Raw genomic sequence first — 14,679 nt, 5'->3', positions numbered from 1 at the left:
CAACCCCGCGATCCCGCAGCCGCCACGCCAAACGGTTCGCCTGCGCGTTCAGCTCTCCATAGCTCAACGCCTCGTCCCCAAATACCAGCGCGATCGAACCTGGCGACCGCGAAACATAAAATTCAAATTGATGGACGACCGAACGATCTCGTGGATACCGCGCCTGCGTCCGATTCCATGTCTGCAGCAACCGCTGACGTTCTTCGGAAGGAAGAATATCCAATTGTCGAACTGGCGAGCGAGGTGAATGCTCCAATGTTCTAGCCAGCTGATCGAGCGCATGCTGCATCAAACCGCAGATGCGATCGGCCGAGAGCGGGCGAACCACCTGAACGGTCACACCAAGCGCCCGACCATAATCCTCGACCGCGATCATCAAGGGATAGTTTGTCCGCTCCTCACCGCCGAGCCACTCGATGCCCTGTATTCCAGTGCCACCCTGATCTGAGGATGAAGCCTCCGCCATCGCATTGTGCCGATAGTTCAGAATCGAGCTGAACAGCGGCGCCGGCGCGGCGACACCACTGCATCGTTGCGCCAGTCTCAGCGAAGCATGTTCATGCGCCATCAGTTCGGTCAGCCGGTCATGGGTCTGGCGAACGCTATCCTCGACTGGCGTGCCATCGAGATTGAGCCGCAACGGCAAGGTATTGATGAACAAACCCATGCTGCGATCACTAGCGTCACCACCGTGCAGGCGCCCGGACAGAACGGTGCCGAATACGATCTGTTCGCGCCCGCTGCTCCGTGCCACCACTTGTCCCCACGCCAGGTGACACAGGCTGGCAAGGCTCACACCCATGCGCCGGGCCAATGCACGAAGCCCCGCGTTAAGTGACGCGGGCAGCATCCGTCGGACTTCCTTTATGCCGCCGCCATCACCGTGCACCCGGTCCAGGCAGAACGGCGTGGTCGGCTCATCGATGTCGGCCAGCATGCTCCGGAAAAAGCGCTCGTGCTCTGCGGTCGCCAAGGACTTGCGTGACTGCGCTACCAGGTTTCGGAACGGATGCGGCGCTGAAAGCTCATGGCCGCGTCCGGATAATATCTTACGGACTTCATCGTGCATCACCTCCAGCGTTGAGTGATCGCCGATCAGATGATGCAGCAGCGCCAAAAGCAGCCAGCGTCCGGTGGCGGGATCGCGCGCGATTGCAAATCGTAGCAGCGGCGCCTGACCAAGTTCGATCCTATGGCGGCGCGGATCGAAGCGTCGCGCGAGCTGCTCTTGCGCAGGGTCTTCGCCATCGAGGACGACCTCTTTGACAGCCACGGCAGCCTTTCGCCAGACCACTTGCGCAGGCGCGGACAATCCGTCCCATACAATGGACGTGCGTAGAATATCGTGACGATCGATAACCTGCTGAACGGCGGCGAGATAGCGGTCGAGCAAATCGCGGCTTTCAAACGCCATTTGGCCGACCAGCAGATAGGGATCGCCTTCCTTCGCCAGCAGATGGTGAAATAAAATGCCGTCCTGGAGCGGCGACAGCGCATAGATGTCCTGAATATTTGCAATGCCGCCGGGCACCCCCGCAACGATGCGGTCAATGTCCGATTCCGTCAACGCGATCAGCGGCAGCAATTCGCGTGTGATCCTCGTTGTCTGAGGCGTGATCCGATTGGCCGGGATATCAGCATCTGCTGCGACTTTGAGGCCGGCGGCGAATTCAGCCAGCACGGGCTTTGCGAATAGCATACGCACATCGGCAACGAGCGAATGACGCCGCAACCGCTCCAGCAAGCGGACTGCAAGGAGCGAGTGACCGCCCAGTTCAAAGAAATGATCGTTTCGTCCAATCCGGTCGACGCCCAACAACTCTGTCCAGATCCCGGCGACGACCTCCTCAGTTTCCCCTCGTGGCGGCTCGAAGCTGCGCCTTGCAAAGGCATCGTCTTCCGGAGCCGGCAATACCTTGCGGTCGACCTTGCCATTCGGGGTGAGCGGCAAGGCGTCCAGGCGCACGAAGGCCGACGGCACCATATAGTCCGGCAAGAGCGCGCGGAGATGGCTGCGCATCGCAGCCGCAAATTCACCCGCATCGGGTATCGTACCGGCGTGCTCGCCCAGCGCAACGTAAGCGATCAGCCGTGGATCACCACTATGATCGTGACGCACAAGCACCACTGAGTCGGATACGGACGGGTGCTCGTTCAGGCGAAACTCGATCTCGCCCAGTTCGATGCGGAAGCCGCGAATCTTGACCTGATGATCGTTGCGGCCGAGGAACTCGAGATTGCCATCCGGCAGATAACGTCCGAGATCGCCGGTGCGGTACATCCGCGCGTTTGCGTCGCCGGCGAACGGATCGCGCTTGAAGCGCTCCTCTGTCAACTCAGTGCGATTGAGGTAACCGCGGGCGATTCCTGCCCCACCGACATAGATCTCGCCGGTCGCCCCGAGCGGAACGGGCGCACCGAACCTGTCCAGCAGATATACACGCTGATTTGGAATGGGACGGCCGATGGGAATCGCATCATCGTCAAAGTCCGCTGGCCGCAGCCAGGTGGTCGCGCAAACCGTTACTTCCGTCGGCCCGTAGCCGTTGAAGACAGCAACGTTTGAAGGCAGGTTCTTGATCAGTTCGGCCTTTGGTGATTCACCCGCGAGTACCAGCACCTTCAGCGTCGCCAGCCGGTCAAGATCGGTGCGTCCTTGCAGCATTGCCGGCGGCAAGCCGGCATGCGTAATCGCATTGTCGACGAGGTAGTCAATCAGGTCGGACGTGTTCTGATATTCGCGCTGGCCAACAAGAAACAGCGCGGCTCCCGAGCACAGCGCCATGACGATTTCCCAGACACTAGCGTCGAAGCTGAATGAGGCAAATTGCGCGATGCAGCTGCGCGGGGTGACCGCGTACATCTCCTGCTGCGTCAACGCCAGATTCACCACGCCGCGGTGCTCGACCATCACACCCTTTGGCTTTCCGGTCGAGCCGGAGGTGTAAATGATATAGGCGAGATGCCTTGACGTGAGTGCAACGGTCGGGGCGGACGACGTCAGTCCGGCAATAGTCGAAGCGCTCGCCTCCAGATCCAGAATCTCGCACGCAGCATCCGCAAAGATCGCGCATCCACCGTGATCGGCGATCAACAGTTTCGGCTTTGCGTCCTTCACGATCTGTCGCAATCGCTCCGCCGGATAGACCGGGTCGAGCGGTAGATAAGCGCCCCCTGCCTTGAGGACCCCAAGCAGGCTCACAATCATCCCGATACCGCGTGACAAGCAGATTGCGACCAGTTGATCCGGGCCGACGCCGGACGCAATCAAATGTCTTGCAAGCTGATTGGTTCTCGCATCAAGTTCGGCATAACTTAGCTGAATACCATCGTGGACCACCGCCACACCTTCGGGCGCGCGGCGAACCTGATCCGTGAACAGTTCGTGGATGCAGCGTTCGGACGGGAATGGCGCGACAGTCCTGTTCCACGTTTCCAGAACAAGCTTCCGCTCCTCGTCGCCGATGATATCGATACGGTCTACAATTCGATCGGCGTCTTTGACCATGACACGTAGCAAGGCCAACAGATAATCCCGGTGCCGCCTGATCGTCGTTTCGTTAAACAGCGCCGTTGCATAATTTAGGGTTCCGGCGATACGGTCCTCCGTCTCGCCAAGATCGAGCTCAAGGTCGAACTTGATCTGCTGCAGCGGGATATCGACGATCTCTGCCTTGAGGCCGGGCAGTTCGAGAACTGGTGCTGCGTTGTTCTGCCAAGCCAACACCACCTGGAACACCGGCGGATGCTCCAGCCGCCGGGGAGGCTGAATGATCTCGACGAGCTGCTCGAAGGGAAGGTCCTGGTGGTCCTGAGCCGCGAGCGCTGCCGCGCGCACACGCCCCAGTAACTCGGCGACGTCGGGTTCTCCTGAAAGATCCACGCGGATCGCAAGCATATTGACGAAAAAACCGATCAGACCCTCGATCTCGCGCCTGTTGCGATTGGCTATCGGCGTTCCGATCACGAGATCGGTCTGGCCGGAAAGCCTTGACAATACGGCTGCCCACGCCGCGAGCACGATCATGAATGCTGTTGTGCCGTGCCGCTGGCCGAGTCGTCTGATAGCTAGCGTGAGATCACGATCGAACTCGACTGGCAGCGTGGCGCCAGCGAAAGACTTTTCCAGAGATCGCGGTCGATCGGTTGGCAGCTCGATCGCCGCAGGCGCGCCAGCAAGCGCCTGCCGCCAGTAGTTGACCTGCCCGTCCAATCGATCTCCCGTCAACCACTGCCGCTGCCATGCAGCGTAGTCTGAGTACTGAATTTCAAGGGGAGGTAGTGGATCGTCTATACCGGCTGTCAACGCCCGGTAAAGAGTGCAGAGCTCACGCACGAATACATTCATCGACCAGCCGTCGGATATGATGTGATGCTGCGTGAGCAGGAAGAGATGCGTTCTTTCCGCTGTTCGGATCAAACGGCAGCGGATCAGCGGCCCAGCCGCAAGATCGAAGGGCGTAGCAGACTCCTCGCGGCACAAGTGCGCGAGTTCCTGTTCGACGTTGTCGCGGCCACACAGATCATGTTCGAGCAACGGCACATGTACGTCAGACGGCAACAGTTCGACGCACGGCTGCTCATCAACCACGCGAAAGACGCTGCGCAGCGCTTCGTGGCGCGCAAACAGTCGATCGAGGCTTTGACGCCATGCGTCGGCGTCGAGCTCGCCGGAAAGACTTACTGCGCCGCGAATGTGATAGTTGGAATTGGCGCCATCGAGCTGCGCCAGCAACCAAAGTCGCTGCTGTGCAAAGGAAAGTTCGAGCGGCCGGTTCCGCGGCACCGCCGGAATCGTCGTTGAATTCTCACCAACATTACGACCGCGCTCCCTGGCCCGCGATACAAGCTTCCTCACCTGCGCAAGATCTAGATCGCGTAAATCCGGTTTTGCCATATCAACCATGCTCACTGCTCCGCCGCGATCAGCTCCCGAAGTTCTTCGGCATCGAACTCCTGCTCGATCAACCTGATCGACACGACGCGCGCGAACGAGGCGAGATCAGGATGCGCGAAAAGATCCGAGATCGGTATAGAGACGCCGATCTCTTGCGACACCAGACTCAGCACCCGCACGGCAAGCAGCGAATGTCCGCCGAGCTCGAAGAAGTGGTCGTTACGCCCGACCCTCTCGACGCCAAGTATTTCGGACCAAATCCTCGCCAGCGCGATTTCGACGTCGTCCTCGGGGGCCTCATAGCGACGGCACGCCAGCATGTCCTCGTGCGGCGCCGGCAATGCCTGCCGATCGATCTTGCCGTTGAGCGTGAGCGGCAATTTCTCGAGCACGACGATCGTCGCCGGCACCATGTAGTCAGGTAGCACGGCGGCCAACGCGTCGCGTAATGCTGCACCATCCAGCGCCGCATCGCCACTCACATAGGCGACCAAATGGCGTCCCGTCTTGCTCTCGCGCGCTACCAAGGCCGCCGCGCGCACACCGCGCTGCTCGATCAGGCGCGCCTCGATCTCCCCCAATTCGATACGGAAGCCGCGGATTTTAACCTGCTGGTCGGCTCGACCGACATAGTCGATCACCCCGTCGTCGCGCCATCGCGCAAGATCGCCGGTCCGGTAGAGGCGGTCGCCGCTAGCACCGAAGGGATCTGGAATGAACCGCTCCGCAGTCATCGCGCTACGGTTCAAATAGCCACGAGCCAGTCCGGCGCCGCCGATGAACAACTCGCCCGTGACTCCGGCGGGAATGACATTCAGGTCGGAATCAAGAATGTAGGCAGTTCTGGCACCGACAGGCCGTCCGATCGAGGCAGCCTGCCTGGGCTTTAACTTTGCGTCGTCGACGACCCAAGCAGTCGGCGCGATCACTGTCTCAGTCGGACCATAAGCATTGATCAAAAGATCGGTGTCGATGACTTCACGAACCGCCTTGATCCCGGTGTCCAACCAAGCTTCGCCACCGACGATGCATGCCCTGATCGATAGCTTCCGCCCACTCTGCCGCAATGCCGCGCTCAACTGATCCGCATAGGCGGGCGGCAAAAATATCGTCGTGACCGAGCTTCGCTCGATCTCGTGAACGAGATCGTCGACCAGCAAGCCCGGCCGGGACGGCAGAACCAGCGACCCACCCGACATCAATGGCACCAGCCACCGCTCGTGGGCGATGTCGAAATTGATGGACGCCGTCTGAAATTCCCGATCCCGCGACGTCATGCGGTAGAGTCGGCTAATCGCTTCGCAATGCATGGCGAGCGGCCCATGCGCGACAGCCACCCCCTTCGGCGTACCCGTCGATCCTGATGTGTAGATCACATAGGCCAAACTATCCGGATGAATTTCGATATTCAGATTCCCAGCATCCTCCCCGGCAAAGAGCGATGGTCTATCGATGCAGAAAGTCTCGACAGCGATCTGGTCCAGCACCGACGAAAGCGACTTAAGCTGATCGCTTTCCGTCAGTATGAGCTGCGTCCCGCTGTCGCGCAGCATGTGGACGAGTCGCTCGGCCGGATAATCCGGATCGAGTGGCAGATAGGCAGCCCCTGCCTTCAGGACTGCAAGCAGCGCGACCATCATCTCCGGGCTGCGCGCCAAGGCGATACCAACGAGGCAATCCGGCCCGATACCCTGCCCACGAAGCTGCTTGGCGAGCTGGTTAGCTCTGGTGTTCAACTCACCATAGCTGAGGCGCCGATCGCGCCAGATGACGGCGACGGAAGAGCGCGCCCGTGCCGCCTGCGCCTCTATATGCGCGACGACGCCGATAGAGGAAGCGGGCGACGCCAACTGCGCTGCATTGCTCCAGTTGAACACCCGCGCTTCATCGGAAACCGCCGATCCAAGCCTTCCGAGGGGACTGCCTGCATCGAACGCGATTTGCTCGAGTAATCCACGCAGCATGTCACGAAGACGCTGGATGGATGCCTCATCGAATCGGGCCAGATCGTAGTTGAATTCGAGATTGAGCCGGTCGTTCCCTGCGAACACGGCAACCGCCAGCGCAAAGTTAGTGGGGGTGACATGATCCACCCGCCCCAGGCGCGGGCCACTCCCTCCGGCCTGCTGCAAGCCCTCATCGATCGGGTAGTTCTCGAACACCAGGATGTTGTCGAACAGTGTTTGCCCGCCGTGACCCGCGAAGCGCTGGATCTCATAGAGTGGCGTCCAGCCATGCTCGCGCAAGACGAGGTTCTGCTCCTGCAGCCGACGCAACCAATCACCCACCTTTGTTTGCGGGCTCGGTGCATCGACGATCGGCAGCGTGTTGATAAACAGGCCAACCGTCTCTTCGGATCCGTGCAGTTCTTCCGGACGGCCGGATACGGTCACGCCAAAACAGACCGCGAACTGTCCAGAAAGACGCCGCAACAACTGCGCCCACGCAGCCTGAATGACTGTATTGAGAGTCACTCGCTCGCGCTTCGCAAGCGACTTCAGTGACCAGGTCAGTTCGGCATTCATCGTAAGCACGGTGCTGGCGTGTCCCCGAGCTTCCGATGCCTTGTTGGTGACCATCGTATTCGCGAGCAGAGTCGGCGTTTCGAGCTCGGCCAACGTGTCGCGCCAGAACTTCTCGGCGCTCGCGGAATCACGATCCTGAAGCCACGCGATGTAATCGCGATAGCTACCCTGCGCCGTTGGCAGAGCGCCTTCCCTCACATGCTGCAGAACCTCGGCTACCAACCGCGCCGAACTCCAACCATCGGCAAGAATGTGGTGATGAGTCCAGATGAGCCAATGGCGCTTTTCGTCAAGGTGGATCAACCGCACGCGCTGCAATGGGGCTTGCGCGAGGTCAAACCCCTTCTCGTATTCCTGCCGGGATATTTCGGCGAGCGCGGTTTCAAGCTCCGCACGCTTGTCGCCGCGTTCGAGCACCGCTGCTCGCTGTCGCCAGTCCTCTTCAACGAAAGGTACCGCCACATGACGATACACCACCTGCTGCGTAGCGCCCGAAAGATCCTGCCACACAAAGCCAGTTCGTAACGCGGCGTGCCGGTCGCTCACCGCTTGCCACGCCATCCGGAGCTTGCCGGCATCAAAGCCGAGCAGTTCAATCCCTATCTGGTTCACGTAGGCATCATTGCCGCCATCGCGGAGAGCGTGGAACAGCATGCCCTGCTGCATCGGCGAGAGCGGATAGATGTCTTGGATGTTGCGTGCATCCAGCGCAAACCGGTCGAGATCGGACTGGCGCAGTCCGGACAACGCGACATCCGACGGGGTGAGACCGAACGCGCCGCTGCAGCAATGGGTTACCAATTCCCGCAGCGCTGTCTCGTAGAGCTCCGCCAATCGTTCGATCGTCGCGCGCTGAAAGCGCTTTCTGCCATATTCAAGGGACAATCGCAGCCGGCCATCACGCACCAGCCCGTTGATGACCAGCCAACCGCGCATGGGACCGGAAGCGCAGCGAGACGGACCCGTATTCTCCGGAGCAAACGAAAAGCGCGAAGATGTTCCCACGCTACCATCGAAGCGGCCGAGATAGTTGAAAACGATCTGCGGCTCCGCCATTCGCTTCAAGACGCAGCGTTGCTCCTCAGAGCCGAGATAGCGCAACACGCCATAGCCAAGTCCATGGTTCGGGATATCGCGAAGCTTCTCCTTGACCGCCTTGATCAGCGAGGCGTCATCACCTCCACCTTGCAACCGCACCGGAAATGCAGTGGTGAACCATCCCACCGTGCGCGAAACATCCGCGCCGGGGAAGATATCTTCGCGGCCGTGGCCTTCAAGCTCGACCGTCACATCGTCACATCCGCTCCAGCGCGAGACAGCTCTGGCCAGGCCCGCCAGCATCAGATCGTTGACCTGCGTCCGATAGGCGGCGGGCGCTTCCTCTAACAATCTCGATGTAAATTCGGGATCGAGAACCAGAGACACTTCCGCGCTGTCCCCTACAAGATCGACACCACCATGATTGCCATCGCAAGGAAGATTTGAGTTTGCCTCACAGTCGAGCCACACGGGCAATTCGGAAGCTACTTCCGCGGTGGCCGCGTAGGTGTGCAAACGTTCACCCCAGGATGCATAAGAGTCGCTCTTCGGCGCGAGTTCGAGAGCACCGCCCTTCTCCATCTGCTCATAAGCTGAAGCCAAGTCTTCCAGAAGGATGCGCCAGGATACGCCATCGACCACCAGATGATGGATCGCGAGCAGAAGCCGCTGGCTGCCATCGGCAAGATCCATGCCGACCGCGCGTAATAGAGGACCTGACGACAACGACAGGCTCTTTTGCGCGGCGGAAGCAAGCGCGGTCACCTGTATGGCGTCGCCGACACCGGCATGTGTCCATAATAAATCCGACGGCGCCGGTGAGACGTCTTTCTCCGCCCGCCACCCGCCATCCACCTGCTTGAACCGCAAGCGCAACGCGTCGTGGTGCTCCACGACCGCGATCAAGGCCCGCCGCAGTATCTCCCAATCCATCCGCCCCTGCGGAATCAACAGCACAGCCTGATTCCAATGATTCCGGTTTTCAATCTCCTCGGTGAAAAAACGAGTTTGGATCGGCAACAGATGAGACATGCAAGGTGCCGGATCGCTGCCAGTCCGCGAGCCGGACCTTTCCTTCTCGGGAGCAGATGCCGTCGTGAGAATCGCGACCGCGGCGAGGCCGGCTATCGTTTGCTGACTGAAGATTTGCTTGGGCGTCAGGCGGATGCCCCGCTTGCGCAAACGGGCAACGATCTGCAGGCTTAGAATGGAATCGCCACCAAGCTCAAAGAAATTGTCATTGCGACCGACGCGCTCGCGCCCGATGACTTCACACCAGACCGCCGCGATCGTCGTCTCGGTACCTCCCGCAGGCGCGACATAGTTCGAGGCGGCGACACCTCCAGCCGACTCCGGCAAGGCCTTGCGGTCGATTTTGCCGTTGGGCGTCAGCGGCAGCCGCTCCAACACCACTATATGGGACGGCACCATATAGTCGGGCACGAACGCCGAAAGCTGGCGTTTGATCGCTTCCGCTTCCAGAGTCATGCCGTCGCCGGGCACGCAATAAGCAACGAGCTCCTGCCGGCCCACCTTCGCATCGATGCTGCGGACGATAACAACGGCGTCATTGATTCCCGGCAGGGCCTTGATGGCGCGTCCGACTTCGTCAGGCTCGATGCGGTAGCCGCGCAGCTTGATCTGATCATCGTTGCGGCCGATAAAGATCAGCCGGCCCGCCTGGTCACAGCGGACGCGATCACCCGTCCGATAAAGCCGGTCTCCGGCCGCACCGAACGGGTCCGGCACAAATCGTTCTGCGGTCAAGCCAGCGGAACCGCGATAACCTCGCGCCACGCCCGCACCTCCGATGTAGAGTTCGCCCGCCACCCCAATCGGAACTTCATTGAGTGCATTATCAAGAACATGAACGCGCAGATTGGCGAGCGGCAAGCCAATCGGAACCGACCCGTTTTTATGCTCCGACCCGCATTCATGAATCGCTGCGCCGACGGTCGCCTCGGTCGGCCCGTAGTGATTGATAATTCGGCAATGCGGCCGCAAGCGGCGGACCTCATCGAGCAGCGCCGCGTCGCAGGCTTCTCCGCCCAGAATGAGTGTTTCACACGGCAGCAGATCGGCCGAGCGCCGTGCCTGCAGCAAACCGCGCAGATGGCTGGGCACGATCTTAAGGACTCCAACCTTCCCCTCTTCCATGGCTCGCGCGAATGCGTCCGCATCAAGCACGGCCTCAGAAGACAGGAGATTTAGCGTCGTGCCGGACGCAAGCGCGCCGAACAGCACCGTATGTCCGAGATCGGCTGCCACGGTCGAGACCATCGCCATGCTGGCTGACGATTGCGGCTGCAACCTTTGCAAAAGAGCCTGCACATAGTTGGCAAGCGCGCCATGCGAGACCGCGACGCCCTTCGGCGTTCCAGTCGACCCGGACGTATAGATGACATAGGCGGTTTGTGCCGGATGGATCACCGTTTCCGGCGGACCGTCCGATATTGCTTCGTTCGTCGCCTCAGCATTTGCATCGATCACAACACAGTCGAGCGCGTGCGATTCTGACAGCTTCTCGGCAGTCGCAAGCAGAACTTCGATAGGCCCATCATTCAGAATGCGCTTGATGCGTTCCAGCGGCCACTTGGGATCAAGCGGCACGTACGAGGCGCCAGCCTTCAGCACGCCCAGCAGCGCGACAACGAAGGACGGCGTGCGTTCCATCCACAGCGCGACCGCCACTTCGCGTGTCACGCCGCGAGCGATCAGCATATTCGCAATCCGGTTCGATCTTTGCTCAAGATCGGCGAACGTCAGCGTCTCGTCGCCGTATCGAACCGCAACTACGGCCCTTTTTCCGAGCGTCGAGGCACGATGGAGGCTCACCACGTCGTTAAATTCAAACGTCGCGGACTGCGTCGCCACCACTTGCCGACTCGCATCGTCAATGACGAAGTCCGATATTCGTCGCTCTGCGTCATCAATGATCTGACGCAGCATCAAACAAAACTGCGCTGCAAATCGTTCGATGGTCGGTCGATCGAAAAGATCGGTCGCGTAGTTGAACGTTGCCTTCATGCCGGACAGGCTATCGACCACATCGAGCGCAAGATCGAAATGAGAGCCCGCGAGGTCCATGATTTCGATATCGGCCGTGAGCCCATCGACGCCGTCGAATCCGCGCGAGGCCGTCATATAATTGAACTTAGCTTGAAACAGCGGGTTGTGGCTGCCATTACGTTCAGGACGCAGGCCATCGACCAGCATTTCAAAGGGCAGATCCTGGTGCGACAGCGCTTCGATTACCGTTTCTTTGACCTGTTGGAGAAAGCTCGTGAAGCTTGCGTCATCGACAATCTCCGCACGCAGCACCAGCGTGTTGACGAAGCATCCAATCAGGCGTTCGAGTTGCGCTTGCTGCCGTCCAGCGATCGGCACGCCGATCCGTAAATCGCTCTGTCCGCAATAGCGATAGAGCAGCGCTTGATAGGCGGCGAGAATCAGCATGAAGACGCTTACGCGATGCTCTGCGGCAATCTTTTGAAGCCGCGCCGCCAGCCCACCGTCGATCGCAAAGCCGACCGTGTCCCCGCCATGACTTTGCGTTACCGGTCGCGGGCGGTCGTGCGGCAAGGCCAACACCGGATGCTCGTCACCCAGTTTCGTACGCCAGTATCTGAGTTGCCGATCGCCCTCACCTTCCGCTAGCCAGTTTCGTTGCCAGATAGCAAAATCGGCATACTGTACCGCCGGCACCGGCGGCAGGTCCGCCTTCTGCCCGAGAGCACCGCGATAGAGACTGGACAGCTCTTGAAGCAAGACATCCAGCGACCAGCCGTCGACGATAATATGATGAGCAAGCAGCAGAAGTTCGTGTGCGTCATCCGCGAGTTGAAGCAACACGGTCCGCAATAGCGGTCCATTCGCGAGATCGAACGGCTTGGCGAGTTCGGATCGTCTTATCTCCGCCGCATGTGCGTCGCGAGCGTTTGCCGGGTAGGCGCGGAGATCCTCATGCTTGATATCAACGTCCATTGAATCGTGAACGACTTGCGTTGCCCGCCCCTCAATCGCGACAAAGGTGGTACGCAGCGCCTCGTGGCGACAAACGATCTGATCGATCGCGCCCGTCAGGGCAGCATGATCGAGGCCTCCCTTCAGTCTGATCGCGCTTGCAACCGTATACGCCGTCCCAACGGGGTCCATATTCCACAGGAACCACAATCGCTCCTGCGCATGCGACAACGTCGCACGATCCGCCGCAGCAGCCTTGAGAATCGACGGCAGCGGAGGCCGGACGCCGGTCCGCGCCAGACTGTCGATATGACTTGCGAAAGCAGCAAGCGTCGGCGCGTCAAAGAAACTGCGCAGCTCCAGTTCCAAGCCGAAACGTTCTCGGATCTCAGAAGCAACCTGACCAACCGTAATGGAGTTTCCACCCAGGAAGAAGAAATCATCTTCGCAATGCACAGCCCTTAGGCCGAGCGCATCGCACCAGATTAAGGACACGGCGCGCTCGGTGTCAGTCACGGGCGGCGTCAACGTCGTGCTATCGCGGCGGCGTCCCTTCTCGAACACCATAAAGCTATCAATCGTGTCGTTAGCCAGCCGCGCCGCGCAGGCTGAACGCTGCAACTTGCCGCTGGTCGTCAGCGGCATGGCCCGCGGATTCAACAGAACGATTACGGCCGGATATTCCTGCGCCTGCCGAAGCACAGCCTGCCCGATCGCGTCCGCGAGCGCTTCAGGATTTTCGCTCTTGAGAACGGCACGGCTGAATTCGGCCGCCACCCCGATACCTTCCCGTCCTTCCGCTTCCACTGCGAAAGCAGCAACCCTTCCTCTACGAACCGAATTCACATCGGCCTCGACCGCCTGCTCGACATCTGTCGGGTAGACGTTCTGTCCTCGCACGATCAGGACGTCCTTGAGCCGGCCCGCCACAACCAATGCGCCATCACGAATAAAACCCAGATCGCCGGTGCGCAGCCAACGGAATCCGTCTCGCTCCACGAAAACCTGACGCGTGGCATCCGGGTTATTCCAGTATCCGAGCGTGACGCTGGGGCCGCTCACCCAAATTTCGCCGACTTCGTCCGCCCCGGCCGCGACCGATCCGTCCACGCGCATGATGCGCGTTGCGTGATCGGCGGCCGGTCGACCGCATGCCACGAGGTCGGTTCCTTTATCTGCGCAAGCAACGAGGCCAGCGGCGAGCTTCGCGGTGTCAAGCGTGTAACTGATAGTCTCCGCCGTGATGTCACTCGCTGTTACCAGCAGCGTCGCCTCGGCCAGACCATAACAAGCGTTTAACGCACGCCGATCGAACCCAGCCCGCGCGAATCGGTCACCAAACCTCTGCAGCGTGGTGTGACGAACAAATTCCGATCCGGAGAATGCGAATTTCCATCGGCTCAGGTTCAAACGATCAATGGTTTCATCAGAAACGCGATCGGTACACAGCGCGTAAGCAAAATCAGGCCCGCCGCTAATTGTCCCGCCGTGACGATCGATGGCTTCCAACCAGCGCCGCGGCCGTTCAAGAAAGTTACGCGGCGACATCAGAACGCAGGTAAAGCCCGTGAACAATGGACTCAAGAGTCCGCCGATCAACCCCATGTCGTGATATAGTGGCAGCCAGCTTACAAAGACATCATCAAGCGTTCCGCCTGTGGCGGATTGCATGGCGCGTTCGTTGGCCGCAAGGTTCGCATGCGAAACGCAAACGCCTTTGGGCTGCGATGTCGATCCCGACGTATACTGCAGGAAAGCGATGGCATCCGCAGCAAGCCTGGTCTCGCGCCATTCATCGGCAGGTTCAGTCAAAACTGAATCCACTGCGATGACCTGAACATCTGTTAGTTCTGGAAATGCTGTCTCAACAAGAGAACGGAGATCGGATTCCAACAAAATGAAACGAGGCGCCGCATCCCGCAAAATGCCACTGAGGCGTCCCGCATAGCGCTCCGAGCTTCCTTCAGGCGGATACGCCGGAACAGCGACCACACCCGAATACAGACAGGCGTAAAAAGCGACGACATAGTTGATTCCGCTCGGCAGCAGTATCAACGCCCGCTCGCCGACACCGCCTAACTGTTGCAACCGCGCTGCAACGGACCTTATACGTACGTCGAGCTCTGCAAATGTCAGCTCCTCGACGATGTCATCCTGTTCCAAAAAACGTAGCGCGGCCTTATCCGGTCGGCGCGCGACGTGTTCTCGCAATCGTTCGACAAGATTGTCGTTGTACATCTTCTCGAATCCCTGTCG

At 59.8% G+C, this 14,679-nt stretch carries 2 protein-coding genes; both read right to left on the bottom strand.

Features of this window, described 5'->3' with window-relative positions:
* On the bottom strand, nucleotides 1-4,906 hold a 4,906-nt coding region (locus GGQ85_RS15885), incomplete at its 3' end, for a non-ribosomal peptide synthetase (RefSeq protein ID WP_309775329.1).
* A gap of 2 nt (nucleotides 4,907-4,908) precedes the next feature.
* Nucleotides 4,909-14,661 (bottom strand): non-ribosomal peptide synthetase, encoded by a 9,753-nt coding sequence (locus GGQ85_RS15880; protein ID WP_309775327.1) that lies wholly within the window; start codon nucleotides 14,659-14,661, stop codon nucleotides 4,909-4,911.
* Between the last annotated feature and the right edge of the window lie 18 nt (nucleotides 14,662-14,679).

This window comes from Nitrobacter vulgaris (genome assembly GCF_031453995.1).
Lineage (GTDB): Bacteria > Pseudomonadota > Alphaproteobacteria > Rhizobiales > Xanthobacteraceae > Nitrobacter > Nitrobacter vulgaris.
This window is presented reverse-complemented; position numbering and strand designations above follow the sequence as displayed.

What these genes read in the sequence shown, in the direction of transcription:
- GGQ85_RS15880 (WP_309775327.1), bottom strand. Translation starts at nt 14,661, where the DNA reads ATGTACAACGACAATCTTGTCGAACGATTGCGAGAACACGTCGCGCGC.